The organism is Ruegeria sp. ANG10 (assembly GCF_040705255.1).
GTDB lineage: Bacteria > Pseudomonadota > Alphaproteobacteria > Rhodobacterales > Rhodobacteraceae > Ruegeria.
This window is the reverse complement of record NZ_JBFCVU010000003.1, coordinates 115393-140626: the sequence shown is the minus strand read 5'-3', so window position 1 is coordinate 140626 and position 25234 is coordinate 115393. Positions and strand designations below refer to the sequence as shown.

The 25234-nt window shown below is 58.3% G+C and carries 26 protein-coding genes; 14 read left to right on the top strand and 12 right to left on the bottom strand.

Annotation, left to right across the window (positions count from 1 at the left end):
* Positions 1 to 114: 114 nt before the first annotated feature.
* The gene (gene lipA / locus AB1A64_RS07855; RefSeq protein WP_366550895.1) at positions 115 to 1065 is read left to right on the top strand and encodes a lipoyl synthase; all 951 of its coding nucleotides are present in this window, start codon (positions 115 to 117) and stop codon (positions 1063 to 1065) included.
* Positions 1062 to 2219, top strand: coding sequence for an amidohydrolase (locus tag AB1A64_RS07850; RefSeq protein WP_366550894.1), 1158 nt, complete (start codon positions 1062 to 1064; stop codon positions 2217 to 2219). The genes lipA and AB1A64_RS07850 overlap by 4 nt, the downstream gene beginning before the upstream one ends.
* Here the strand turns inward: AB1A64_RS07850 and hpt are convergent.
* The gene (gene hpt / locus AB1A64_RS07845; RefSeq protein ID WP_170348535.1) at positions 2206 to 2748 is read right to left on the bottom strand and encodes a hypoxanthine phosphoribosyltransferase; all 543 of its coding nucleotides are present in this window, start codon (positions 2746 to 2748) and stop codon (positions 2206 to 2208) included. The genes AB1A64_RS07850 and hpt overlap by 14 nt on opposite strands.
* A gap of 72 nt (positions 2749 to 2820) precedes the next feature.
* Between hpt and AB1A64_RS07840 the strand changes: the two genes are divergently transcribed.
* Complete coding sequence (locus AB1A64_RS07840) at positions 2821 to 3267, top strand: type II toxin-antitoxin system RatA family toxin (RefSeq protein ID WP_366550893.1); 447 nt, start codon at positions 2821 to 2823, stop codon at positions 3265 to 3267.
* Between the two features lie 37 nt (positions 3268 to 3304).
* Positions 3305 to 4600 (top strand): MmgE/PrpD family protein, encoded by a 1296-nt coding sequence (locus AB1A64_RS07835; RefSeq protein ID WP_366550892.1) that lies wholly within the window; start codon positions 3305 to 3307, stop codon positions 4598 to 4600.
* Here the strand turns inward: AB1A64_RS07835 and pyrC are convergent.
* Positions 4597 to 5634, bottom strand: a complete 1038-nt coding sequence (gene pyrC / locus AB1A64_RS07830) for a dihydroorotase (RefSeq protein ID WP_366550891.1) — start codon at positions 5632 to 5634, stop codon at positions 4597 to 4599. The two genes, AB1A64_RS07835 and pyrC, sit on opposite strands and share 4 nt — an antisense overlap.
* A 134-nt stretch (positions 5635 to 5768) precedes the next feature.
* Here pyrC and AB1A64_RS07825 point away from each other — a divergent pair, with 134 nt between their 5' ends.
* Positions 5769 to 6677 carry a MoxR family ATPase gene (locus AB1A64_RS07825; RefSeq protein WP_366550890.1) on the top strand — a complete coding sequence of 303 codons (909 nt, stop codon included), beginning with the start codon at positions 5769 to 5771 and terminating at the stop codon, positions 6675 to 6677.
* On the top strand, positions 6677 to 7933 hold the full coding sequence (locus AB1A64_RS07820; protein WP_366550889.1) for a VWA domain-containing protein: 1257 nt from the start codon (positions 6677 to 6679) through the stop codon (positions 7931 to 7933). The genes AB1A64_RS07825 and AB1A64_RS07820 overlap by 1 nt, the downstream gene beginning before the upstream one ends.
* Before the next feature lie 3 nt (positions 7934 to 7936).
* Here the strand turns inward: AB1A64_RS07820 and AB1A64_RS07815 are convergent, their stop codons facing one another.
* Entirely contained in the window at positions 7937 to 8437 is a 501-nt protein-coding gene (locus AB1A64_RS07815) for a hypothetical protein (protein ID WP_170348541.1), read from the bottom strand.
* Between the two features lie 234 nt (positions 8438 to 8671).
* On the opposite strand from AB1A64_RS07815, the gene AB1A64_RS07810 reads away from it, so the two are divergent.
* From AB1A64_RS07810 to AB1A64_RS07790, 5 genes are all read left to right on the top strand, one after another.
* Positions 8672 to 9640 (top strand): XdhC family protein, encoded by a 969-nt coding sequence (locus tag AB1A64_RS07810; RefSeq protein ID WP_366550888.1) that lies wholly within the window; start codon positions 8672 to 8674, stop codon positions 9638 to 9640.
* The gene (locus AB1A64_RS07805) at positions 9637 to 10635 is read left to right on the top strand and encodes a molybdopterin-binding protein (protein WP_366550887.1); all 999 of its coding nucleotides are present in this window, start codon (positions 9637 to 9639) and stop codon (positions 10633 to 10635) included. The genes AB1A64_RS07810 and AB1A64_RS07805 overlap by 4 nt, the downstream gene beginning before the upstream one ends.
* A gap of 137 nt (positions 10636 to 10772) precedes the next feature.
* Positions 10773 to 11258, top strand: coding sequence for a (2Fe-2S)-binding protein (locus AB1A64_RS07800; protein ID WP_366550886.1), 486 nt, complete (start codon positions 10773 to 10775; stop codon positions 11256 to 11258).
* Between the two features lie 79 nt (positions 11259 to 11337).
* On the top strand, positions 11338 to 13698 hold the full coding sequence (locus AB1A64_RS07795; protein ID WP_366550885.1) for a xanthine dehydrogenase family protein molybdopterin-binding subunit: 2361 nt from the start codon (positions 11338 to 11340) through the stop codon (positions 13696 to 13698).
* Between the two features lie 94 nt (positions 13699 to 13792).
* A complete protein-coding gene (locus tag AB1A64_RS07790) occupies positions 13793 to 14584 on the top strand; it encodes a xanthine dehydrogenase family protein subunit M (protein WP_366550884.1) in 792 nt (263 codons plus the stop codon).
* Positions 14585 to 14628: 44 nt separating this feature from the next.
* On the opposite strand, the gene AB1A64_RS07785 is transcribed toward AB1A64_RS07790, so the two are convergent.
* Positions 14629 to 15528 (bottom strand): MurR/RpiR family transcriptional regulator, encoded by a 900-nt coding sequence (locus tag AB1A64_RS07785; protein WP_366550883.1) that lies wholly within the window; start codon positions 15526 to 15528, stop codon positions 14629 to 14631.
* Positions 15529 to 15617: 89 nt separating this feature from the next.
* On the opposite strand from AB1A64_RS07785, the gene AB1A64_RS07780 reads away from it, so the two are divergent.
* On the top strand, positions 15618 to 16397 hold the full coding sequence (locus AB1A64_RS07780; protein WP_366550882.1) for a 3-keto-5-aminohexanoate cleavage protein: 780 nt from the start codon (positions 15618 to 15620) through the stop codon (positions 16395 to 16397).
* Positions 16394 to 17710, top strand: a complete 1317-nt coding sequence (locus AB1A64_RS07775) for an aspartate aminotransferase family protein (protein WP_366550881.1) — start codon at positions 16394 to 16396, stop codon at positions 17708 to 17710. The genes AB1A64_RS07780 and AB1A64_RS07775 overlap by 4 nt, the downstream gene beginning before the upstream one ends.
* A gap of 77 nt (positions 17711 to 17787) precedes the next feature.
* On the opposite strand, the gene infC is transcribed toward AB1A64_RS07775, so the two are convergent.
* The 7 genes from infC to cobA form a co-directional block, all read right to left on the bottom strand.
* Entirely contained in the window at positions 17788 to 18336 is a 549-nt protein-coding gene (gene infC / locus AB1A64_RS07770; protein WP_366551257.1) for a translation initiation factor IF-3, read from the bottom strand.
* A 158-nt stretch (positions 18337 to 18494) separates the two neighbouring features.
* On the bottom strand, positions 18495 to 19328 hold the full coding sequence (locus AB1A64_RS07765) for a ferredoxin--NADP reductase (RefSeq protein WP_366550880.1): 834 nt from the start codon (positions 19326 to 19328) through the stop codon (positions 18495 to 18497).
* A 107-nt stretch (positions 19329 to 19435) separates the two neighbouring features.
* Positions 19436 to 19843, bottom strand: a complete 408-nt coding sequence (locus AB1A64_RS07760) for a DUF934 domain-containing protein (RefSeq protein WP_366550879.1) — start codon at positions 19841 to 19843, stop codon at positions 19436 to 19438.
* Positions 19840 to 20601 carry a phosphoadenylyl-sulfate reductase gene (locus AB1A64_RS07755; protein ID WP_366550878.1) on the bottom strand — a complete coding sequence of 254 codons (762 nt, stop codon included), beginning with the start codon at positions 20599 to 20601 and terminating at the stop codon, positions 19840 to 19842. Before AB1A64_RS07755 ends, AB1A64_RS07760 begins: the two co-directional genes overlap by 4 nt.
* Positions 20591 to 22255 (bottom strand): nitrite/sulfite reductase, encoded by a 1665-nt coding sequence (locus AB1A64_RS07750; protein WP_366550877.1) that lies wholly within the window; start codon positions 22253 to 22255, stop codon positions 20591 to 20593. The genes AB1A64_RS07755 and AB1A64_RS07750 overlap by 11 nt, the downstream gene beginning before the upstream one ends.
* A gap of 66 nt (positions 22256 to 22321) precedes the next feature.
* Positions 22322 to 22636: a DUF2849 domain-containing protein gene (locus tag AB1A64_RS07745; protein ID WP_366550876.1), complete on the bottom strand. Its 315-nt coding sequence runs from the start codon at positions 22634 to 22636 to the stop codon at positions 22322 to 22324.
* Positions 22636 to 23412 (bottom strand): uroporphyrinogen-III C-methyltransferase, encoded by a 777-nt coding sequence (gene cobA, locus AB1A64_RS07740; protein WP_366550875.1) that lies wholly within the window; start codon positions 23410 to 23412, stop codon positions 22636 to 22638. The genes AB1A64_RS07745 and cobA overlap by 1 nt, the downstream gene beginning before the upstream one ends.
* Before the next feature lie 141 nt (positions 23413 to 23553).
* On the opposite strand from cobA, the gene AB1A64_RS07735 reads away from it, so the two are divergent.
* Positions 23554 to 24033 (top strand): Lrp/AsnC family transcriptional regulator, encoded by a 480-nt coding sequence (locus AB1A64_RS07735; RefSeq protein WP_170348555.1) that lies wholly within the window; start codon positions 23554 to 23556, stop codon positions 24031 to 24033.
* 6 nt (positions 24034 to 24039) lie between these two features.
* Here AB1A64_RS07735 and AB1A64_RS07730 read toward each other — a convergent pair whose 3' ends face one another.
* Positions 24040 to 25212 carry a cytochrome P450 gene (locus tag AB1A64_RS07730; RefSeq protein ID WP_366551256.1) on the bottom strand — a complete coding sequence of 391 codons (1173 nt, stop codon included), beginning with the start codon at positions 25210 to 25212 and terminating at the stop codon, positions 24040 to 24042.
* Between the last annotated feature and the right edge of the window lie 22 nt (positions 25213 to 25234).

Here is a 25234-nt window from a genome sequence, read left to right as displayed (position 1 = left end):
ATATTCTGCAATTGAAACGTGCGCCACTATGGCAGGTATGCATGGGTGGTATAGCTAGACACGGCAGTTTATATTATGTCGAAGCAAAATGACCCAAAGTCAGGAAAGCAAACCGTGCGTGATCTGAAGATCCCCGAACAACGTCATCCCGAAAAGGCGCATCGTCAGGACAATGCGCAGCCGAAAAAGCCGAAGTGGATTCGCGTAAAAGCACCCGGCGGTAAGGGCTATGCCGAAACTCACAAAATCATGCGCGAGAACAATCTGGTTACTGTGTGCGAAGAGGCCGGTTGCCCGAATGTGGGCGAATGCTGGAGCCAGGGCCACGCCACCATGATGATCATGGGCGAGATCTGTACCCGCGGCTGTACATTCTGCAACATCGCTACGGGCCGCCCAGATGATCTGGACGCGTTCGAGCCCGGGCGCGTGGCGCACGCTGTACAGAAACTGGGGCTGAACCATGTAGTCATTACATCCGTAGATCGCGATGACCTGACTGACGGCGGGGCAGAGCATTTCGCGCAGACCATTCGCGCCATACGGCACCGCTCACCCAAAACAACGATCGAGATTTTGACGCCGGATTTCCTGAAATGCGACCCTTCGGTTCTTGAGGTCGTGGTCGAAGCCAAGCCGGACGTGTTTAACCACAACCTCGAAACTGTACCGGGCCTCTATCCCGAAGTACGCCCCGGTGCGCGCTATTTCCATTCGCTGCGCCTGTTGCAGCGGGTCAAGGAACTGGATCCGTCGATCTTTACCAAATCGGGCATCATGGTTGGTCTGGGTGAAGACGAACAACAGGTTCGGCAAGTTATGGATGACATGCGCGCCGCTGACATTGATTTCCTGACCATTGGCCAATACCTGCAGCCCACGCCGAAACACCATGGCGTCGATCGCTTTGTCACGCCGGAAGAGTTCGCATCTTATGAGAAAGCGGCCTTTGGCAAGGGCTTCCTGATGGTTTCAGCAACGCCTCTGACCCGGTCGTCTTACCACGCGGGCGACGATTTTGCCCGCCTGCGCGATGCACGCCAGAAGAAGTTGGAGCAAGGGTGACACCTGACACACGCGCACAGCTTACCCGCCTGCGTCACGAACTGCACCAATCCCCGGAACTTTCGGGCCAAGAAGAGCTGACGGCCGCTCGGATCGCGGACGAATTGCGTGCCCGTGGTGCAGATCAGGTTTTGACGGGAATCGGTGGGCACGGAGTGGCGGGTGTGTTCGAGAGCGGGCAGGCCGGGCCGACTATTGCCATTCGATGCGAGCTTGATGGTTTGCCCATTCAAGAGCTGTCCGGCGCAGCCTATGCCTCGCGCATTTCGGGCAAGGGTCATCTGTGCGGGCATGACGGACATATGGTGATGGTTCTGGGTGTTGCGGACCATCTGAACCAGAATCGTCCTCATCTAGGCCGGGTGGTGTTGATCTTCCAACCCGCCGAGGAAACCGGGCAAGGGGCCATTGCCTATAGGGCGGACCCTAAGTTTATGGAAATTGCACCGGATTATGTGTTTTCCCTGCATAATTTGCCCGGGCTGGCGTTGGGTGACGTTCTGCTTTGCGAGGGTCCGGCAAACTGCGCGTCTCGCGGAATGAAGGTTGCTCTGAAGGGCAAGACCTCGCACGCGGCGGCGCCGCAGGATGGGGTCTCACCGGCGAGGGCACTGGCCGCGTTGATGCCGCAAATGGCAGGGCTGGGAAGTGGCGGTTCGCTGGACGCCGATTTCGCGCTGACGACCGTGACGCATGTCAATCTTGGTGAACCGACCTTTGGCGTAGCGCCGGGCCGGGCCGAGCTGTGGGTGACCCTGCGCACCGTCGCTGATGCGCGGATGCAAAGCCTGATTGAGGAGGCCGAGGTGCTGGTTGCACAAGTGGCATTGGATCAAGGGCTTGGATACGAGATCACCTATGAAGACGTGTTCGAAGCCTGCGTGAACGCGCCTGACGCCGTCGATATCCTAAGCCGATCTTGCTCAGAAACGGGTGTATCTTGTGAAGTGACGGCTTACCCGCAGAAGTTCTCGGAAGATTTTGGGCAGTTCGGCAAAGACGCCCAAGCGGCAATGTTCTGGCTGGGCTCAGGAGGCGACCACCCGCAACTGCACAACCCAGACTACGATTTCCCGGATGCGCTGATCCCGATCGGTACCGGGATTTTCCTGGCTGCCGTTCAGCAGGTATTGGGCCCGATCAATCCTCGGTGAAGCGAACCTTGCCGATGAACGGCAGGTTACGGTTGCGCTGCGCGTAGTCGATTCCATAACCCACAACAAATTCATCCGGAATCTCGAACCCGATCCAGTCGGACCGGAAATCAACCTCGCGACGGCTGGGTTTGTCCAGCAGTGCAATGGATCTCAGCCGCGCGGGTTTGCGGCTTTGCAGCAGATGGGTGACGTGGTTCAGTGTGTGGCCGGTATCGACGATATCCTCGACGACCAGAACGTCGCGCCCTTCAATCGCGCCGCGCAAGTCCTTGAGAATGCGAACTTCTCGACTGCTTTCCATTGAATCGCCATAGGATGACGCTTCAAGGAAATCCACCTCAATCGGCAGGTCCAACTCGCGCACTAGGTCGGCGATAAAGACGAAACTACCGCGCAGCAAGCCGACCACGACCAGCTTGTCGGTGTCTTTGTATTCAGTGCTGATTTCGCGACACAACTCCTCGATCCGGGCGGCGATGGCCTTGGCCGAGATCATCTCATCTATCACATATGCACGGTCGCTCATCGCTGCCCCCTTGATCTTTGGCGCGCAACATACGAAATCACGCGCCATTGTCACCTGTTAATACCGGACGCTATGCCTACTCATTCGGAAACCCGCCACCTGCCGTATACGGCGCAGCAGATGTACGACCTGATCGCGGACGTGGCGAAATACCCCGAGTTTCTGCCCTGGTGTGCTGCTGCCCGTATTCGACGGACCTATGCCGCGGGTGAGGCTCAGGTGATGGAGGCCGACCTGATCATCTCGTTCAAAGTGTTCCGCGAAAGGTTCGGCAGCCGGGTAACGCTGTTTCCTGATCAGATGAAGATCGACACGGAATATCTGGACGGCCCGTTCAAATACATGAAATCCGATTGGCAGTTCGAGGATGCACCCGAGGGGGGGTGCAACGTGTCCTTTCACGTAGATTTCGAATTCAAGAACGCCATCTTGCAGGGCATTATCGGCGTGGTGTTCAACGAAGCCATGCACCGGATCGTTCAAGCGTTTGAGATCCGTGCCAAGGATTTGTATACCTAGGCCTTTACCCGCAAACGGCGCACGCTAGACTGCGCCCATGAGCGATTTCTCCACATCTCTTGCAGGGTTTGCTGCCGGACCCGTTGAGACGACACTGCAAACGCGAGTCGTCACATCTTTGTCTGTATTGGACTGGATTGCTGTTGGACGGGCCGGGGTTGATGAGCCGGTCTCAAAGACAATCCGTGACCTTGTTTTGGGCGAAGAGGGCGCCGCGCAGGCGCATCTTTTTGGCGGTGGAGCGGCGCCGTTGCGTGGGGCGGCATTGGTCAATGGCACCGTGTCGCATGCATTGGATTACGATGACACACACTTTGCCCATATCGGTCATCCTTCGGTTGCGATTCTGCCCGCTACGCTGGCGCTGAGCGAATGGGATGACCGCATCCTGGTCGATTTCCTTGAGGCCGCGCTTGTGGGGATGGAGGTTTCGATCCGCGTCGGGCTGTGGCTTGGACGGGACCACTATCAGGCGGGGTTTCACCAAACCGCTACGGCAGGCGCGTTCGGTGCGGCCGTTGCGGCGGGGCGTATCCTTGGCTTCGACACGGATCAGATGCAAAAAACGCTTGGGTTGACGGCCACCCGCGCGGCTGGCCTCAAGACGCAATTCGGAACAATGGGCAAACCCTATAATGCAGGGCTTGCGGCTTCGGCCGGGGTCGAAGCAGCGTTGCTGATCGCTAAAGGCTTCACGCCGAACATGAACGCTTTGGAAGGTCAGTATGGGTTTGGTGCGACCCATAGCGGTGAGGCGGATGCGCAAACCGCTTTAGATGGGTTGGGCGATGAATGGCTGTTCGAGAATGTCAGCCACAAGTTCCACGCTTGTTGCCACGGCCTGCACGCCGCACTTGAGGCCGCGCGCGATCTGGATATTGCCGAACCCGAAGTGGCCGAGATCAAGATCAAGACCCACCCTCGCTGGATGAGTGTTTGCAACCAGATGACTCCGACGACCGGGCTTGGGGCGAAGTTTTCGTATCGCACCGTGATTGCCATGCAGGCGCTTGGCTATGATACGGCTTTGCCGGGCAGCTACACAGAAAGGGTCTGTGCCGATCCACGGCTGATATCCCTGCGCGACCGAATCTCGGTTGAGGCTGATGAGTCTCTGTCGGAAACGCGGGCGCATCTGACCTTGCTTCGCCGCGACGGCGCTCGGCTTGAGGCGACGCATGATCTTATGGCGCCGATGACCTTGTCTGACCGAGAAGACCGCGTGCGCGGCAAGGCGACCAAGCTGATCGGCAGTGAAGAGGCGGACGCGATCTGGTCGATGCTGCGCACCGGTGGCCGCGCCCGCGATCTGGCAGGAATGCTGGCGCGTTAAACTACGCGCCAGTGCAAAGCGAAGCCCGGTTCAAACACCGTCACGGGGCCGTCCTCGGTTTCGATCTTGTCGGGGTAGTCCACAGGGTCGCCCTTGGTCAGGGTAATGGTGCCCTCGTTCACCGGCAGGTGATAGAATGCAGGCCCGTTAAGCGAGACGAAGCCTTCAAGCTTTTCCAGTGCGCCTTCGGCGTCAAACATCTCGGCCACCAGCGACATGGTGTTTGTCGCGGTGAAACACCCGGCACAACCACAGGCCATTTCCTTGTTGGCATCCGTATGCGGCGCGCTGTCGGTGCCCAGGAAATACCGCGCATCACCCGAGGTCGCAGCGGCCAGCAGCGCCAGCCGGTGTTCCTCTCGCTTGGCGACAGGCAAGCAGTAGTAGTGCGGTTTGATTCCACCCACCAGAATATGGTTACGGTTGATGATCAGGTGGTGAGCGGTGATGGTCGCGCCCAGATCCGCGTCATTTGACTTCACATAATCCACACCGTCTTTGGTCGTGATGTGTTCCATCACCACTCGCAGTCCGGGTGTCGCCTTGCGGATCGGGTCCAGAATACGGTCGATGAACACTGCCTCACGGTCGAAAATGTCGACTTCGGGGGCGGTGACTTCGCCATGGACGCACAGCGGTAACCCGATCTCGGCCATCTTTTCCAACACCGAGCGGACATTGTCGAAATCCTGCACACCCGAGGCTGAGTTGGTCGTGGCGCCCGCCGGATACAGTTTGACCGCTTTGACTAACCCGCTGGCATGCGCGGCGGCTACATCCTCGGCGTCAGTGTCTTCGGTCAGATACAGTGTCATCAGCGGCTCGAACGTCATACCTTCGGGCAGGGCAGCCAGAATGCGGTCGCGATAGGCGGCGGCCTGATCGCCGCGCACCACCGGCGGCACCAAGTTCGGCATGATGATGGCACGGGCAAAATGTCGCGCGGTTTCGGGCAAGACGGCCTGCAGCATAGCGCCGTCGCGCAAGTGCAGATGCCAGTCGTCGGGGCGGCGGATCGTGATGCTATCGGTCATGGCGCACCGGCTAGCACAGAGCCCGCCGCCGGAAAAGACCTTGTCAACGACTCAGATCACCGTATGTCTGGAAAGATTACGGCCTTGACGCTTTCACACAGCCATGACCAGTTGAGGCGAAGGAGAAAATTGATATGACACAGCCGGAATCCATTGACGCCGTTCAAAAAATGCTGGGCGCGCAGGGCTATGTCTGCGGGCGGGCCTTGGCTACGGTTGTGTTTCTGTCGCTGAAACTGGGTCGGCCGTTGTTTCTGGAAGGTGAGGCCGGGGTCGGAAAAACAGAAATCGCCAAGGCAATGGCCGCCGGGCTGAACCGACGCCTGATCCGGTTGCAGTGTTACGAGGGGCTGGATGCGTCCTCGGCTGTGTACGAATGGAATTTCCCGGCACAGATGGTGGCAATCCGCACAGCCGAGGCCTCGGGCGGTGCAGATCGCGGGACTTTGCAGTCTGAGTTGTTCTCGGACGATTACCTGATTGAACGCCCGCTGTTGCAAGCCATGCGCCCGGATGAGAACGGAGCGCCGGTCTTGCTTATTGACGAACTGGACCGGACGGACGAACCCTTTGAGGCGTTTTTGCTTGAAGCTCTCAGCGATTTTCAGGTCACAATTCCCGAACTCGGCACCGTCAAAGCGCCCGAACCGCCCATCGTCATTGTCACCTCGAACCGCACGCGCGAGGTGCATGACGCGTTGAAACGCCGCTGTCTGTATCACTGGGTCGATTACCCGGATTTCGAGCGCGAGATCGAAATCCTGCATGCCCGCGCGCCCGAAGCTGCCGAGGCGCTCAGCCGTGAGGTCGTCGCCTTTGTCCAGCGTCTGCGCACCGAGGATTTGTTCAAAAAACCTGGCGTGGCCGAGACCATCGACTGGGCCAAATGCCTGCTGGCGCTGGACGTGATCAACCTCAGCCCCGAGGTGATTGGCGATACGTTGGGTGCAATCCTGAAATACCAAGACGACATTCAAAAGCTGCAAGGGTCCGAGGCGAAGCGAATTCTGGATGAGGCGAAAGCGGATCTGGAACCGGCCTGATGGCGGAACAACTCCCGCTTGATATTCCTGACGACCCGAAGCTGGCGCAAAACATCACTCATTTTGCGCGAGCCTTACGCAAGGCCGGTTTGCCCATCGGGACAGGCAGGGTGGTTGATGCCATACGTGCCGTTCAGGCAGCAGGATTTACGGAGAAGCAGGATTTCTACTGGACCTTGCACGCTTGTTTCGTGAACCGCCCCGAACATCGCACGGTGTTTGCGCAGGTCTTTCGCCTGTATTGGCGCGACCCGCGGTATCTTGAACATATGATGTCCTTGATGTTGCCCGCGATCCGCGGCGTGCAAGAGGAACGCAAGGCCGACGCCGCCGAAAAGCGCGCGGCCGAGGCTTTGTTGGACGGAGTCGAGCGTGACCCGCCAGACGTTGATGAGGACGAGGGAGAAACTGAGTTGGAGATCGACGCCTCAAAAACGGCGTCGACCGAGGAACGGCTGCGCAGTCTGGATTTTGAACAGATGAGTACGGCCGAAATCGCGCAGGCTAAGCGCATGCTGGCGTGGCTGGCGTTGCCTGTAAAACCGATCGAATCCCGCCGGGGACAAGCCAGCCATCTGGGGCACCGGATTGACCGTGCCCGGACGTTGCGGTCGGCGATGCGTCAGGGCGGGGAACTGCGCGATATCGCCCGCCTGAAGCCTAAGCTGCGTTGGCCCAACCTTGTGGTGCTGTGTGATATTTCGGGATCGATGAGCCAATACAGTCGGCTTATCTTGCACTTCCTTCACTCTGTTTCGAACACCAAGGGCGCGGGTTGGGCCAGGGTGCATGCCTTTACCTTTGGCACCCGCCTGACCAACATCAGCCGTCATTTGCAACAACGCGACGTGGACGCAGCGCTTGCTGCGGCTGGTGCCGAAGCACAAGATTGGGAGGGCGGAACCAGGATCGGGGAATGCCTGCACGCGTTCAACCGCGATTGGTCGCGCAGGGTTATGGGGCAGGGGGCTGTGGTTCTGCTGATCTCGGACGGGCTGGATCGGGGCGATCCCGACGCCTTGGGCCGAGAGGTGGAGCGCCTACATCTGTCGTCGCGCCGTCTGATCTGGCTTAATCCGCTGCTGCGTTGGGATGGGTTCATGCCCAAGGCGCAGGGGGTGGTGGCCATGCTGCCGCATGTGGACAGTTTCCGCGCCGGCCACTCAATTGCGTCACTGGAAGACCTGGCCGTCGCAATCTCAAAGCCCGATGATATGGGTGAGAAAGCGCGGCTGATGACCGCGCTTTCTGGCTAAACCTTAGCCCAGCTGTTCTTCGTTGCACTTACGCGCCATTTCCATGGCCTTGTAGGTGCCGGTCAGATCAACGGTGAAGGCGAATTCCTTTTCCGGGAACACGACCATGACCTTTTGCTTTGCGATATCCTCGGCGAATTGGGGATCATCTGACAGAACATAGCCGCCAGAATAGCCTTTGGTGATGTTACCCTTCATGCCAGTGGCTTCGCCGACGTAAACATTGTCGCCCAGCAATATTGCTACGGCTTCTTTTTCGCCGCGCTTGATGTCGGTCTTGGCTTTGGTGAAAACGCCCACGTACCCAACGCCACGATCTTCGGTCAGGCCCATCTGCACCACGTTTTCAGCGCTATCTACAGCCTCGATTAGGCAGGATTTCTTTTCCTGATCGATGAAGACCTTCCATCCTTCAACTTCGCCATAACGCAGGAATGTGTCCGCGCTGACTGCGGTTGACGCCAACAGGGCAATTGCTGTTCCGAGTGTAAAAATGCGTTTCAAGTCTCTGTCTCCCTTGCGAAAATTAAATATGCGCATACTGGAATGCACTAGTCGCGCGTGTAAGCTAGAATCAGGCCCCGTGACAATCAATCCCTTGCGGAAATGGCGGCAATCCGGGCTAAATTGCGCCGAAGGTTCCGAACTTCGAACTCACGCACAGAGTTGATGACCGGGTTTCCTTTTCATATGGCGAAACCTGCCTATGTTGGGTCAGAACGCTGGCGGAGAGTGTTTATGGACAGATTCGACAATAGCCCGGAAACGGCTTTGCGCTGGTTCAGCCAAGGGCAACCCACAGCCTTGGCCACAGTGGTAGAGACCTGGGGCAGTGCTCCGCGCCGTGTTGGTGCGCAGCTGGTCATAGGTGCGGATGGACGGATCGAAGGTTCGGTCTCGGGCGGTTGTGTCGAAGGCGCAGTTGTGGTCGAGGCGTTGGAGGCGATCGACGAAGGCGAAGCGCGCCTGTTAGAATTTGGCGTCAGCGACGAGGACGCCTTTGCCGTGGGTCTGGCCTGTGGCGGTACAATCCGTGTTCTGGTCGAGCCCGTGGGCAGCGTGCTGCCCGAACCCATGCTGCATGAGCTGGTAAAGGCGCGTGCCGGGCGTGACCCCGTGGCCTACGAAGTGAACATCGAAACCGGTCATCGGGCCCTGCGCCGCAACGCTTATGCAGATCGGCTGCGCATGGACCGATCCGGTTTTGAAGAGGACGGTCAGACATTCGTTGCGGTTCATAACCCCCCGCTGCGACTTATCATTGTTGGCGCGGTTCATATCGCGCAGGCGTTGGTGCCGATGGCGCGGATCGCCGGGTATGATCCGGCTATCATCGATCCGCGCGACGCCTTTGCCTCGGACGCACGGTTTCCGGGTGAGACGATCCTGACCGATTGGCCGGATGAGGCGGTGGCCAAACTGGGCTTGGACGCACGCACGGCAGTGGTGTTGTTGACCCATGACCCAAAGCTGGACGACCCGGCCTTGGAGTCAGCCTTGCAGGCGGGCGTGTTTTATATCGGCGCTCTGGGATCGACCCGAACCCATGCCAAGCGGGTGGCACGGATGAAAGAGGCCGGCTTTACCGACGCACAGATCGCCCGCATTCATGGCCCCATCGGGTTGGATATCGGGGCTGCAGGGCCTTCAGAAATCGCCGTGGCCATTTTGGCGCAAATGACAGCCGTGCTGCGAGGCAAAGCGTGAAGTTCGGCGCTGTTCCCGTCGATCAAGCTGCCGGAGCCATCCTGGCGCATTCCGTGCAGGTTCAGAACGCCAAACTGCGCAAAGGAATCGTTCTAACGCCCGAGCATCAAGAGCAATTGGCTGCCGCTGGGTATGAGGCTGTCACGGTCGCCCGGCTAGAGCCCGGAGATTGTCATGAGGACAAGGCCGCCGGGATGCTGGCCGATGCTCTGGCACCCGATCCGCAAGCTGCCGCGTTACGTGTGACGCAACCGTTCACCGGGCGCGTGAACCTGTTGGCGGACGGGCCGGGTGTTGCGGTTCTTGATGTTGCAGCACTTGAGGCGTTCAATCAGGTCAACCCGATGATCACAGTTGCCACCGTGCAGCAACATCAGCAGATGGGTGCCGGAGGTATGGTCGCAACGATCAAGGTCATTTCCTACGCCGTGCCGGGCGCAGATGTTCTAGAAGCGGCTCGGCTGGCGCAAGGCGCTATTCGCCTAGCAACACCGATCTACCAAAAAGCGGGGTTGGTTGTGACTGACATTCCTGGCGGTCCTTCGAATGAAAAAGGTATCGCCGCAATTCAGGGCCGGGTCGAGGCGCTGGGGATGGAGATGACCGATGTTCGCATCGTCCCGCACCAGACGGATGCGATTGCGCAAGCTGTCTCTGAGATACAAGGCCAAGTGGCGATGATACTGACCGGGTCGGCCACCTCGGATGTGGCGGATGTCGCCCCTCAGGCGGTGCGGGCCGCAGGTGGGCAGGTGGATCGGTTTGGCATGCCGGTCGACCCGGGCAATCTGCTATTTCTTGGCTCGCTTGGATCGCGACCGGTGATCGGATTGCCGGGATGTGCGCGGTCACCGGCGTTGAACGGGGCCGATTGGGTCCTGTCCCGTGTCGCCTGCGGGATCGACACGACCGGTGCGGACATTGCCGGGATGGGCGTAGGTGGTTTGCTTAAAGAGATCCCGACGCGGCCGCAACCACGGGCATCGCGGCGATAATTTGCCTTTCTGAGTCAGTGTAATACTTATGAAGGCTACCCAAATGACCTCCTGGGCAAATCGCTAAATATTTTTGTTCTCAAACAAAAATTCCCGTGTTTAACTCGGGCCAGGGAGTTTCATTTTGGGAGGAGCGAATGACACAGGTCTCAATGACCGTGAACGGAAAATCCGTGAGCGGTGATGTCGAGGGCCGGACCTTGCTGTCCAGTTTTCTACGCGATCATCTGTCACTGACTGGAACGCATGTAGGATGCGACACTGCACAGTGCGGTGCGTGTGTGGTCCATGTGAATGGCGAGGCGGTCAAATCCTGCAATATGCTTGCGCTTGAGGCTGATGGGTCCGATGTCGGCACGATTGAGGGGCAGGCCAACGACGATGGTTCGCTGAACACCATTCAGCAGGCCTTTCAGGATCACCACGGGTTGCAATGCGGTTTCTGCACGCCGGGCATGGTGATGAGTACGGCTGCTTTGCTGAAAGACAATCCGCGCCCGACCGAAGCTGAAATCCGCAAGTATCTGGAAGGCAATCTGTGTCGCTGCACCGGATACCACAACATCGTCAAGGCGATCATGGCCGCGTCTGGCCAGGACGTCAGCAGCATCGCTGCCGAATGATGCCGCTGCGGGCGTAAGCGAGACGCCCGTGGGATGACAAAGGGTGCATAAGCATCCGTTAATGGGAGGAGAACAAGCAATGCCCAAAGACAGTGGCATCGGAGCCAGTTCCAAGCGCCGCGAAGACGTGCGCTTTCTGACCGGAGACGGCAATTATACCGACGATATCAACGTGGCCGGCCAGGCCTATGTGCATTTTCTGCGGTCCGACATCGCGCATGCACGGATCAAAAGCGTGGACACCTCTGCCGCCGAAGGTATGCCCGGCGTGGTCAAGGTTTTCACGGGTAAGGATTTTGAAGGCGTAGGGGGGATGCCCTGCGGCTGGGAAGTCACCGACAAGCATGGCGCGCCCATGCAAGAGCCGCCGCACCCCATTCTAGCGCAAGGTAAGGTGCGCCATGTGGGCGACCCGATTGCGGCGGTTGTCGCTGACAGTCTTGAACAGGCTCGTGATGCCGCCGAGGCGATTGATGTCGACATCGAGGAACTGCCTGCCGTCATGGATATGAAAGTCGCCGCGCAGGATGGCGCGACGCTGGTTCATGACGATCTTAAGAACAACATCTGCTATGACTGGCAGTTGGGTGAGGCCGATGACGCCAAGGTAAATGAGGTTTTCGCCAATGCGGCGCACGTGACCACATTGGATCTTGTGAACAACCGTCTGGTGGCAAACCCGATGGAGCCGCGCGTGGCCGTAGCCGAATACAAGCGCAGCACGGATGAATACACGCTGTACACAACGTCACAGAACCCGCATGTGATCCGGCTGCTGATGTGTGCGTTTGTTCTGGGCCTGCCCGAGCATAAGGTCCGCGTTGTGGCACCGGATGTCGGCGGCGGCTTTGGCACCAAGATTTTCCACTATGCCGAAGAGGCATTCTGCACCTTTGCCGCCAAGGCTTGCAATCGTGCGGTCAAATGGTCGGCTAGTCGGTCCGAGGCGTTTATGTCGGACGCTCATGGTCGCGATCATGTCAGCACCATCGAGCTGGCGCTGGATGGGGACAACAACTTTGTCGGTTTGCGCACCAATACCTACGCCAATCTGGGTGCCTATCTGTCGACCTTCTCAAGCTCGGTTCCGACCTGGCTGCACGGCACGTTGATGGCAGGCAATTACAAGACGCCGGTTATTCAGGTGAACGTGAAGGCGATGTTTACCAATACGGTGCCGGTGGATGCGTACCGAGGAGCAGGACGGCCCGAGGCGACATTCCAACTGGAACGCGTCGTGGACAAAGCCGCGCGCGAGTTGGGGGTCGATCCGGTTGCCCTGCGTCGTCAGAATTTTATCACCCAGTTCCCCTATGACACACCGGTGGCGCTGACCTATGACACCGGGGATTACAATGGGACGATGGACAAGCTTGAAACCGCGGCCGATTTGGTAGGCTTTGCGGCGCGCCGCGCGGAAAGCGAAGCGAAGGGCAAGCTGCGCGGGCTTGGCATCAATTGCTATATTGAAGCCTGCGGTATCGCGCCTTCGAACATCGTTGGCATGCTCGGGGCCCGAGCGGGTCTTTATGATGCGGCGACGGTGAGGGTAAATGCCACCGGCTCGATCAGTGTCATGGTCGGTGCGCATAGCCATGGGCAAGGGCATGAAACCGCTTTTCCGCAGGTTGTGGCAGACATGATCGGCATTGACGAGTCGATGGTTGAGATTGTGCATGGCGATACGTCTAAGATTCCGTTTGGTATGGGCACCTATGGGTCTCGCTCGTTGGCGGTCTGCGGCTCGGCCATGGTCAAGGCGACCGAGAAGGTGATCGAGAAAGCCAAGCGGATCGCGGCTCACCTGCTTGAGGCGTCCGAGGCCGATATCGAGCTGAAGGACGGTCAGTTCAGTGTCGCAGGCACCGACAAATCAGTGGCCTGGGGCGATGTGACCCTCACGGCTTATGTGCCGCACAACTATCCGTTGGAGGTTGAGCCAGGGTTGGAGGAAACCGCGTTTTATGACCCGGCCAACTTTACTTTCCCCGCAGGGGCCTATGCCTGTGAGGTCGAGGTCGACCCGGAAACCGGGCGGGTCAGCATCGAAGCCTTCACGGCTGCGGATGACTTTGGCAACATCGTCAATCCGATGATCGTCGATGGTCAGGTGCACGGCGGTATCGGTCAGGGCATTGGCCAGGCGCTGTTAGAGAACTGCGCTTACGACGAAAATGGCCAACTGCTGAGCGCCTCTTACATGGATTACGCCATGCCGCGTGCCGATGACGTTCCGTTCTATGCGGTCGACCACTCCAGCCAGACGCCATGTACGCACAACCCGCTGGGTGTCAAAGGTTGTGGTGAGGCTGGCGCGATCGGTTCACCGCCCGCAGTGGTGAACGCGGTGCTGGATGCGCTGAACTCGGGAGGTAAGGCGGTGGATCACATCGACATGCCAATGAGCCCATCGCGCGTTTGGGCGGCGATGAACAGCTGAATGGAGAGGGTGGACCGGGGGGCAGCCCCCGGACCCCCGAGGTATTTATAGCCAGATGAAGGGCGGATCCGCGCCTTTCGGAAAGGAAGACGAAATGTACAATTTCGAGTTTGAGAAACCCTCGACCGTTGCTGATGCGGTCGCCGCATTGGGGGTCGAAGACGCGCAGGCTTTGGGGGGTGGGCAAACACTGATTCCAACGCTGAAACAACGGTTGGCGTCACCCTCGGTTCTGGTTTCGTTAAGCGGAATTGCCGAGATGAAGGGTGTGTGTGTCGACGATGATGGCTCGGTCTCCATCGGCGGGGCAACAACGCATGCCTCCGTCGCGACTGAGGCTGCTGGCAGTTATCCGGCATTGGCGGCGCTGGCCGGTCAGATCGGCGATCCAGCGGTGCGCAATCGCGGCACCATCGGCGGTTCGGTTGCCAACAACGATCCGGCGGCCTGCTATCCGGCGGGCGTTTTGGGCTCGGGGGCGACAATCATCACCAATGCTCGTCAGATTGCGGCCGATGATTTCTTTGAAGGGTTGTTTTCGACCGCATTGGACGAGGGTGAGATCATCACATCGATCCGGTTCCGGGTGCCACAGGCAGCGAGCTATCAGAAATTCCTGCAACCGGCCTCGCGGTTTGCTCTGGTCGGTGTGTATCTGGCCCGTTTTGCGGATGGGGTGCGCGTTGCTGTAACCGGGGCCGGTGACGACGGTGTATTCCGGTGGTCCGAGGCAGAAGAGGCATTGAACAAAGAGTTCCGGGCGGATGCGCTAATGGATTTGCGCATCAATCCGGCCAACATGATCGCCGATCTGCATGGCAGTAAGGACTACCGTGCACATCTTGTGGGCGTCATGACTAAACGGGCAGTCGAAGCCTGTATGTGATTGCAGCAATCTTATTGAAGCCCCGGCCCGCGTGTCGGGGCTTTTTACGTGCGGCGTAGCTTCGGGGGTTTTGAGGGCTGCCAGTATGCGCCGGTGTCTTCGCGGGCTTTTTGATAGGACTCCAGCCGTTGACGAGCGGCGTCACCTCCGATTTCAAACAGGTGACCCAACAGACATTCCAGAACAGTCATTGCGCCGGTGAAACAGGAAAACGGGTGCAAGGCGCGGGTGCTGACAGTGAAAGTAACTTCAGGCTCGACCCCTGGTGCAATCACGTCACTGTCCGAGATCAGGATCAGGCGCAGCCCCTGTTGCTTTGCAAAGCGCATCGACTGGATCGTATCCGCAGAATAGGGGTGAACAGTGATAGCGATGAGGCAATCGCGATGATCTGCGTCCAGCAGATCGTCAGTTGCAGATCCTACATGGCGCGGCGCCAATTGAATGCCCGGATGCGCCATGCGTCCCGTATAGGAGAAATAATAGGCCAGCGCATAGCTGGCGCGCGTTGCCGTCACGAAACACCGGCGAGATGTGGTCATGTACTGGATGGCCTCGCGCACTTTTTCGGGTTTCATGAGGCGCAGCGACCGTGTGACGACGTTCTGTTCGTTCTGCACCAGTTTGGCTTGAAAGGTGCCAAAGGGATCCTCGGATTGCAGGGCGCTCAGCCATTCTTGTCCCAAATCACTTTCCCTGTCGGTGACCAGAGCATTGCGGAATGGGGTGCGGAAGGTCTCGAATCCATCGAAACCCATGCGTTGCGCCAAACGAACCAGAACATTCGAGCTGACGCCAATCCGGGCGGCTGTGGTGCGGATCGGATCAAGGCCGAAATCTCCGGGGTAGTCGATGATGTATTTGGCGGCAGCTTGCAGGGCAGCTGGCATCTGTTCAATCTCTTGACGCAGATGGTCGATGATCTGGGTTGGTGTGCTGTTCATGGCAGTAAAAAAACAAATGTTATGAAATTAGCAAGTAAAAAACATTTTTCAGCGGATTAGATAGGGCAAGTATTACCTGAGGAGTGTGCATGTCGGACTCGCAATCAAAAATCCAAACTGCTGGGCGGCCCTATGTTCTGGTCGCCCCAAATGGCGCGCGGCGTGGGACGTCGGATCACCCGGAATTGCCGGTGTCCACCGATCAGATCATCCAGACCGCACGCGCCTGTTTAGTTGCGGGCGCGAACGGATTGCATTTGCATATACGGGACGCGGAGGGACAGCATTCTCTGGACGCTGGTCAGTATCTGGAAACGATAACCGCGTTACGTGAAAGTGTACCCGGACTGGACCTACAGATCACGACCGAGGCCGCGGGCGTGTTCGATGTGGCGGCTCAGTTCGCGTGTTTGGAACGGGTGTGCCCCGACTGGGCCTCGATTTCCATACGGGAGATTGCGCGCTCGCCTGAATTGGCCGATCAGGTTTACGGTCTGTGTGCCGCGCAAGGTACACGGGTGCAGCACATTCTGTACGATGCCGATGACGTCGACTTGCTGGCTCAATGGCAAAAAACCGGAATTGTGCGTGAAGATCAGGTAGAGCGTATTTTGGTTCTGGGGCGCTATACGACCGGTCAGCAATCTACCCCGCAGGACCTGGACAGATTTCCCAAGGGGTCGTCGCCATGGATGGTCTGTGCCTTTGGCGCGCAGGAACATGCCTGTCTGGCATATGCAGCCGGGCAAGGCGGGGACGTTCGCGTTGGGTTTGAAAACAGCCTGACGGATGAGAGCGGAACCCTTTGGAAAGACAATGCCGCGTCGGTGTCGGCGCTTGTTGCCAAGTTGGAAAGGGAAGTCAAATGAGTCACGTATTTCCTCGTCACACAAAATCTGAGTTGCCGGTCGCGGCTGGTGGGGACGGGTGTTACCTGATTGACGCGCAGGGCCGCCGCTATTTGGATTGTGGTGATGCGGCGGTGTCGTGTCTGGGGCATTCCAACCCAACCGTCATCCGGGCAGTACAGGAACAGGTCCAACAGATCGCTTTTGCGCATACCGGGTTTATGACCTCGAAACCGGCCGAGGCGTTGGCGGATTTGCTGGTCGAGCATGCTCCGGGTGATTTGGATCGGGTGTATTTCGTGTCGGGTGGGTCCGAGGCGACCGAGGCTGCGATCAAGCTGGCGCGGCAGTATTATTTGGAAATTGGCCAGCCTGAGCGGCGACATGTCATTGCCCGGCGGCAGAGCTATCACGGGAACACTCTGGGGGCTTTGTCAGCTGGGGGCAACGCATGGCGGCGCGCGCAGTTCGCACCGATGCTGATCGAGATGACTCACATCGCGCCCTGCTATGAATACGTGGATAAAACCGACGGCGAGAGGAGCTTTGACTACGGTCAGCGCGTGGCCAATGAGCTTGAGGCTGAAATTTTAAGGCTGGGCCCTGACGCCGTAATGGCGTTTATGGCTGAGCCGGTTGTTGGCGCAACCTTGGGCGCGGTGCCAGCGGTCGAGGGGTATTTCAAACGTGTTCGCGAAATCTGCGACCACTACGGTGTACTGTTGATCCTCGATGAGGTGATGTGCGGTATGGGTCGGACAGGGCATCTGTTTGCCTGCGATCACGATGGGGTCACCCCTGATATTCTATGTATCGCCAAGGGGTTGGGGGCTGGGTATCAACCCATCGGTGCAATGATGTGTACCGCGCAGATTTTTGATGCAATTCGCGACGGGTCTGGTTTTTTTCAGCACGGCCACACCTATATCGGGCATCCGGTCGCGACAGCGGCAGCCCTGGCTGTTGTCCGCGAAATGACACAACGCGATCTGCCTGCTCGGGTGGCGGTCATGGGGCAAAAGGTCCAATCCAAACTTGAGGCTGCTTTGGGCCAGCATCCCAATGTCGGAGATATTCGAGGTCGGGGATTGTTCCGAGGCGTTGAACTGGTGGCGGATCGTGACACCAAGGCGCCGCTTGACCCCGCGCTTGGGGTGGCTGGCAAGATCAAAAAGGCCGCGCTGGCCGAAGGACTGATTTGCTATCCCATGTCCGGCACACGCGACGGGCGGCTGGGGGATCACATCCTGTTGGCACCGCCCTTTATCATCGAAGACGCGCAGATTGATGAGATGGCCAGCAAGCTGAACAAGGCAATAGCGACCGTGATCTAGCGGTATGAAACAGCGCGCTTGAAATGGAAAAGCCCCCTTATGAGAAGGGGGCTTTGATCATTTAATCTGTCAGAAATTTATTTCTGCGGCAGAGGCCCGATCATCATGATCATCTGACGACCTTCCATTTTGGGCATGTTTTCGATCTTGCCCAGCTCTTTGACGTCTTCGGCCACACGCTCCAGCAGCTCACGACCCAGGTTCTGGTGCGCCATCTCACGACCACGGAAACGCAGGGTAACTTTGACCTTGTCGCCGTTTTCAAGAAACTTGAACACGTTGCGCATTTTCACATCATAATCGTGCGTGTCGGTGTTGGGTCGGAATTTGACCTCTTTCACCTCGATGATTTTTTGCTTTTTGCGTGCTTCGCTTTCGCGTTTCTGCTGTTCGTACTTGAACTTGCCGAAATCCATGATCTTGCAGACAGGCGGGTTCGCATTGGGCGAGATTTCAACCAAATCAAGTCCGACATCGGCGGCCATTTGCATTGCTTTGGCGGGATGAACCACCCCGACGTTTTCACCTTCGGCGCCAATCAGGCGAATTTCGGGGGCACGGATCTTATCATTGACGCGCGGGCCGGTGTCTCGCTGCGGCGGCGCGTTGTGAGGTCTGCGAGCTATTGGTTCATTCCTTTGATGATTGCAGAATTTCGAGCCCGAAATTTAGACTGCTGCGCGGCCCGTTTCAAGCGCCATCCGCGCGGAAATGGCCGAAATTCACAGGTTTGCAGCGGGTTTATGCGCGGGCCACGGTAATTCCAGCGGCCCGCACGAATGGATCAGCCCACAAAGGCCTTTTCGATCACGAATTCCTTGGGCTCAGAATTGGCACCTTCGCGCAGGCCGAATTCTTCCAGTATTGCCTTGATATCCAGGTTGAAAGCCAGCGAACCACAGACCATGGCACGGTCGGTGTCGGGGTTGATGCCACCTTCAATGCCCAGATCGGCAAACACGGTCCCGTCTTTCAACAGGTTGGTGATGCGGCCCATCTTGGGGCTCTCTTCGCGGGTGGTCGTGGGGTAATAGCGAATCTTGTCGGCAAAGCCTTCGCCCATCAATTCGGCCAACATCTCGTCCTGACGGATGTTTTCGATCATCTGACGGCCGTACTCCAATTCCGCCACTTCGCGGCACGTATGGGTGATGATGACCTCGTCATAATCCTCATAGGTCTGCGGTTCACGCAGCAGCGAGGCGAACGGGGCAAAGCCGGTGCCAGTGGCGAAGAACCACAGGCGCTTGCCGGGCAGCAAGGCGTCATGCACCAGCGTTCCGACTGGTTTGGGTCGCAGGATGATCTGGTCGCCCGGTTTGATGTGCTGCAACTTCGAAGTCAGCGGGCCGTCTTGCACCTTGATCGAATAGAACTCCAACTCTTCGTCCCAGGACGGCGAGGCGATAGAGTAGGCGCGCAGTAGCGGCTTGCCGTTGTCGCCCAGCAGGCCGATCATCACGAACTCGCCCGAGCGGAACCGCAGCGAGGCAGGGCGTGACACCTTGAACGAGAACAGGCTGTCGGTCCAGTGTTTGACGTCTGTTACGGTCTGGGCGTCAGGCAGAACGGGGGCCTTCACGGCGGTTGCTTCGGTCACGGGCTTCATCTCTGTCATGGTTTCACTGTCGGTCAGCGTGACCGGCATCTCCGTTTAAACGTTGTTTCAAGGCAGGAAAAGGGGACAGTTTGCCCCCCTCCGGTCACAAGCTGGCGATGGCGGTTTCAGCCGCGCAGGCGGGCCTGGTAGCTGTGGTCTTTCCAGTTGGCGCGGGCCAGCCACTGATCTTCCGTCTGGCGGTTGGCAAGCGCGTGATCAATCTCGACCTCGTCAAAGCCACTGCGGCGGGCCATCGCATATTGGTCGGCCAGTACATGGCCCTTGGCACGCAAGCGCCCGGTGAAGCCCTTCAGGCGCAGGACGCGCGCAATGGTGAAGCCGCGACCATCGGCCGAGGATGGAAAATCCACACGCACCATTTTGGCGTTGCCTAGGCGGTCAAACAGTTCATCCGGGTCCGTATCCGAGGCCACGTCAAGTGCGACCACATCATTGGCCGCATCTTCCAGTGTGACAAAGCCATCGGTCCAGTCATCGGGGGCGAACCCCGTATCCGTTACGATTACGTTCATGTTTTCTCTCCGGCGCGCACCATTTTGCCATCGACAAAATGGATGCCGCATTCTTCCTTGTTCTGATCGCGCCAACGCCCGGCGCGGGGATCTTCGCCCTTTTTGACCGGCGAGGTGCAGGGCGCACAGCCGATCGAAGGGTATCCTTTGGCCACCAGCGGATGCCGCGGCAGGTTGTTCTCTTCCATATAGGCGCGCACATCTTCGGGCGCCCAATGGGCCAGCGGGTTGACCTTAATCCGACCGGTTCCGTCCTCGACCTCAAAGAAATCGAGCTCGGCCCGCGAGCCGGACTGGAACCGTTTGCGCCCGGTGATCCAGCCATCGAATCCCGCCAGTGCCTTTTGTAGCGGGAAGGTCTTGCGCAGGTTGCAGCAAGCATCCATGTCGTTCAGCCGCAAAGCACCGTATGGATCGTCACGCTCAAGGTCTTCGTCCTCTGCCCGAATGATACGGACATTCGACAGGCCCAGACGCTCGCTCACCTCCTGCTGGTATTCCAGCGTTTCGGTAAACAGCATTTGCGTATCCACAAACAAAACCGGTGTGGCCTTGTTCACCACAGCCGCCATATGCAGCAGCACAACCGATTCAGCCCCAAAGCTTGAGACCAGAGCAAGCTCATCGATCTCTTCAATCGCGCCGTGCATCACATCATGAGCGCTGTGATGGCGGAACTGGGCGTTCAATGCTTCGACCTGTTCGGTCAGTTCAGCACGATCCTTACCCAGTTCCGTCTGGATTAGGTCAAGCGGCATTGGCCTGCGCCTCGGGGTAGAGGGCAGCCTTGAAGGGTGCCATGCCTACCCGACGATAGGTCTGCAGGAATTCTTCCTCTGCGCTTTCGCGTTGCTCAAGATACGTGTCAACGATGCGTTCTACGGCAGGCACGATTTCGTCATAGGCAAAGCCGGGACCCGTGCGATCGCCGATGGCCGCGTTCTCGGTGCCGTCACCACCGAGAGTGATCTGGTAGTTTTCGACGCCTGCGCGATCCAGACCCAGAATACCGATATGACCAACGTGGTGGTGACCACAGGCGTTGATGCAGCCCGAGATCTTGATTTTCAGGTGACCGATATCATGCTCAAGCTTGAGGTCATCAAAGCGGTTCGCGATTTCCTGGGCAACAGGGATTGAGCGCGCTGTCGCCAGGGCGCAGTAGTCCATGCCAGGGCAGGCGATGATGTCGCTGATCAGGCCGATATTCGCGGTTGCCAGCTCATGCTCTTTCAGCTTGGCGTGGATCGCGGGCAGGTCCGACTTGTGGACGTGCGGCAGGATCACGTTCTGCTCATGGCTGATGCGCAGTTCGTCATAGGCGAACTCTTCCGCCAGGTCAGCCATCACGCGCATCTGTTCAGCCGTCGCGTCGCCCGGCGTCGCGCCGTGTTTCTTGATCGAGATCGTGACAATCGCATGATCCGCGTTCTTGTGTGGCGCGATGTTCGTGTCGACCCACGAGCGGAAGACCGGATCGTTGGTATAGGCGCTTTCAAACGACGCAACCGAACCTTCGCGGAAGGCAGGCGGGGCGAAGTGGCCCTTGATTTCCTCCAGCAGGGCCATATCGGCTCCTTTGAACTGCGAGCGAACCTGCAGGAACCGTTCGTTAACCTTGGCGCGGATTGCATCAATGCCGTGTTCATGCACGGTGATCTTGATGCGCGCCTTGTACTTGTTGTCGCGACGACCGATCTGGTTCCAAACGGAAACGGTGGCTTCGAGATACGCCAGCAGGTCGTCAAAGGCGACGAATTCGGACAGTTCCTTGCCAATCATCGGCGTGCGGCCCAGACCACCACCCACGATGACGCGGGCGCCCAGAACGCCGTCGCGCTCGACCAGTTGCAGGCCAATGTCATGCGCTTTGATCACGGCGCGGTCCTCTTCCGAGCCGGTGATGGCGATCTTGAACTTACGCGGCATGAACTGGAATTCCGGGTGGTCGGTCGACCACTGGCGCAGCAATTCGGCATAGGGGCGTGGATCGGCGACCTCATCTGCCGCGGCGCCGGCAAAATGGTCGGCGGTTACGTTGCGGATGGTGTTGCCCGACGTCTGAATGGCGTGCATGCCAACCTCGGCCAGCGCGTCCAGCATGTCCGGCACGTCGTTCAGTTTCGGCCAGTTGTACTGAATGTTCTGGCGGGTGGTGAAGTGGCCATAGCCCTTATCCCACTTCTCGGCCAACAGGGCCAGCTGGCGCATTTGCGCACTGGACAGCGTGCCGTAAGGGATCGCGACGCGTAGCATATAGGCGTGCAACTGCAGATACAGGCCGTTCATCAGGCGCAAGGGCTTGAATTCATCTTCGGTCAGCGAACCGTCAATGCGGCGCTCGACCTGGGCGCGGAACTGTGCGTTACGCTCTGCCAGAAAATCGTGGTCAAATTCGGAGTAGCGATACATGTCTAGCTGTCCTTAGTTGCAGCCCCGATACCAAGGGGCCTTGAAGGGGAGAGAGTAGGCCAGAGGTCAGGCCCGGGGCTGCGTTGCTGTTTCCTGCTTGCCGTGGGCATAGTTTGACGGGCCGGTACGGCGGAAATCCTCGCGGAAATGGGTGGGTTCGGGGCCGGTTGCGCCAGCGACGGCATCCGCCAGATAGGCACCGACAATCTTGTTGGCCTGGCGTTGGGCATCCAGCAAGCGAACCTGCGCATGTGCTTCGTCAGTGATCAGTTCCGCATCGCGCAGATCACGCGACCAGCGGTCGTCCTCGGTCAGGTAAATAACATCACCTTCCAACAGATCGTTGGCGGTCACTACTTTGGGGGTAAAAGCGCGGGCCATCAGGCGTGCTCCTTCTTAAATTCGGTCAGGGCCTGGGCCGCTTGGCGCGGGGCGAGGCCATAAAAGGTCAGGGCGGGGCCGTCCATTTCAGCGGCGGCCAGGTCATTGGGCAGCTGGGCCAGATTGGTGGCCAGAATGCGTTGATCGGGGCGCGAGGCATTTTCGACCAGCGTCACCGGCGTGTCCCGGTCGGCACCGTGCATGATCAGGCGGCCCTGAATGAAGCGGGCGGATTTCTTACCCATATAGATCGCCGCTACGGAACCGGCACGTGCCAGCGCGGTCCAGTCGTGATCGGCAAATCCTTTCATGTCATGGCCGGTCAGGATGCGCACGGACGAGTTGCGGCCACGGCGGGTTAGGCTTTGACCAATCCCGGCGACGGCTGCCGACGCAGCGGTGATGCCAGGCACGATCTGCCAGGTGATGCCTGCGGCCTCAACCGCTTCAATCTCTTCATCCAGGCGCCCGAAAACGGTCGGATCGCCGGATTTCAAGCGCACCACACGCTGACCTTTCAGAACGTAATCCACCAGCAGCGCGTCAATGTCTTCCTGTTTCCATGACGGACCAAACCCGGCCTTACCGACATCGATTAGAACAGCGGTCTTGCCAGCCAGTTCCAGAACCTCGGCGCTGATCAGGCGGTCATGCAGCACGACGTCAGCGCGCGCAAAGGCATTCAGCGCCTTGAGCGTCAGCAATTCCGGATCGCCCGGACCTGCGCCGACAAAGTCGACGTGCCCTGTGCCATCATATGAATGCGTAAACTGCATGATCTGTTCCGCTTGGTTTGACTTGACCTGCAATATAGGAAATATTCCCGGTAATGCGCCATATGGGCGGCCAAAAAAGGACAAATGTTCTTCTGCGATCGCCAATTGGGACGCTGGTTTCGAAACAAAGGGAAAATTGGAATGTCGGTGCGGATAGATGACACGGATCGGAAAATTTTGGCCGAGCTACAGCGCGATGCCAGCCAATCGCTGGATGAAATAGCCGCCCGTGTTGGCAGTTCCAAGACCCCAGTCTGGAATCGAATCCGCAAGCTGAAAGGGGCCGGGGTCATCGGTCAGCAGACCGTTTTGCTGGATGCCGAAGCGCTGGGGTTTGAGGCCACATTTTTCGTTCTGATCCGAACCTCGGAACATGAGGCAGAATGGCAGCGCAAGTTCCTTAAGGCCCTGCGTGATCGACCCGAAGTGCAAGAGGCGCACAGGTTGGCCGGTGACATCGATTATATCCTGAAGGTGCGGGTCAAAAACGCGCGGGCTTATGACGTCTTCTATCAGACCCTAATTTCCGAGGTGCGCGTTCATAACGTGACCGCCTTGCTGTCGATGGAAGAGATTAAATCCACCACAATGCTGCCGCTGAATGCGCTGATCGAAAGCTAAAGCCGCTTAGACCTGAACTATCAACCGGGTCAGCCCGTGGAAATGATAGGTATTCGAATACTCCGGTTCGTCGACTAAGCGCAGGTTTGGGCATCGGTCGAACAAAGCTTGCAATGCAATTCGCATCTCTAACCGGGCCAGCGGGGCACCGACGCAGAAATGCAAACCGCCACCGAAACTGGTATTGGTGACAATCGGGCGCGAGGGGTCAAAGCGCCCCGGATCGCTCCAGATCAAAGGGTCACGGTTCGCGGCACCCAGCAGCAGGGCAACCTCATCACCACGTTTGAAGTCGCAGCCGAAAACCTCAACATCTTCATAGGCATAGCGCGTGAACATATGCAGGGGCGGATCGAAACGCAGGATTTCCTCGACCAACCTGTCCGGGTCACAAGTTCGGGGATCAAATCCCAGTTGCAGAACCGTTTTCACACCGTTGCCCAACGAATGAACTGTCGCCTCATGCCCCGCATTCAGCAGCAATATGCAGGTGGCGACCAGTTCATCGTGTGAAAGCTTTTCACCCTCTTCCTCGGCCGCGATCAAGCGGGTGATGAGATCGTCCTGGGGATCGGTCCGGCGCTGTTCGATGTATTCAGCAAGGAATAGAGTAAAATCACGCGCGGCGTCAGCGGCTTTGTCCTCGGTCTGGCGCGTACGGCTGGCCTGATACATCGCTACCATGGCATGCGACCATCGCAATAGATCGGGCGACATTTTTTCGGGTACACCCAGAAGACGGCAGATGGTGATCACGGGAACCTGCGTGCAAAACGCGTCCAGTAAGTCGAAGTGTGTGCCGGGGAATTGGTCGATCAAGCTGTGGCTGAGGTCTTGAATCGAAGGTTCCAACGCGGTAATCGCACGCGACGTAAAGGCTCGCATGACCAGCGCGCGCAGCCGCGTGTGGCGGGGTGGTTCAGCCTCAAGCAGGGAATGCGCCTCGGTCATCAACCAGGGCGCTAAGTGGTCGGGCCCAGGGCGTTGCAGTTCGGTGGGAACCTCGCGGCCAAAACGGCGATCTTTCAGCAAGGCCTGCACAGCCTGGTGCGAAACTGCTGCGACCTTCATATAATCATCCCAATATACAAGGTCCCCATGCCTACGGGCCGCGTCATAGAACGGATAGGGGTTTTGAACGAAACCCGGTTCGACCGGGGATTGGAACACCGTCTTCATGCTCGGCAGACTTGCCATGTGG